This window comes from Streptomyces shenzhenensis (assembly GCF_021462265.1).
Classification (GTDB): domain Bacteria; phylum Actinomycetota; class Actinomycetes; order Streptomycetales; family Streptomycetaceae; genus Streptomyces; species Streptomyces shenzhenensis.
This window is the reverse complement of record NZ_JAJONF010000199.1, coordinates 1-487: the sequence shown is the minus strand read 5'-3', so window position 1 is coordinate 487 and position 487 is coordinate 1. Positions and strand designations below refer to the sequence as shown.

General features: G+C 66.1%; 1 protein-coding gene. It reads left to right on the top strand.

Annotation, left to right across the window (positions count from 1 at the left end; genetic code table 11):
• On the top strand, window positions 1–487 hold a 487-nt coding region (locus LQ326_RS47445; RefSeq protein WP_268208474.1), incomplete at both ends, for an alpha-amylase family glycosyl hydrolase.

Here is a 487-nt window from a genome sequence, read left to right as displayed (position 1 = left end):
GTCAACGAACCCGTCCCGGACACCTTCGAGGACACGCCCGCCAAGGACCGGGACCCGGACTGGTTCAAACGCGCCGTCTTCTACGAGGTCCTGGTCCGCTCCTTCCAGGACAGCAACGGCGACGGCGTCGGCGACCTGAAAGGCCTCACCGCCAAGCTCGACTATCTGCAGTGGCTCGGCGTCGACTGCCTCTGGCTGCCGCCCTTCTTCAAGTCCCCGCTGCGCGACGGCGGGTACGACGTCTCCGACTACACCGCGGTACTCCCCGAGTTCGGTGACCTCGCCGACTTCGTGGAGTTCGTGGACGCCGCCCACCAGCGCGGCATGCGCGTCATCATCGACTTCGTCATGAACCACACCAGCGACCAGCACCCGTGGTTCCAGGAGTCCCGCAGGGATCCCGACGGGCCGTACGGGGACTACTACGTCTGGGCCGACGACGACAAGCAGTACCAGGACGCGCGGATCATCTTCGTCGACACCGAGG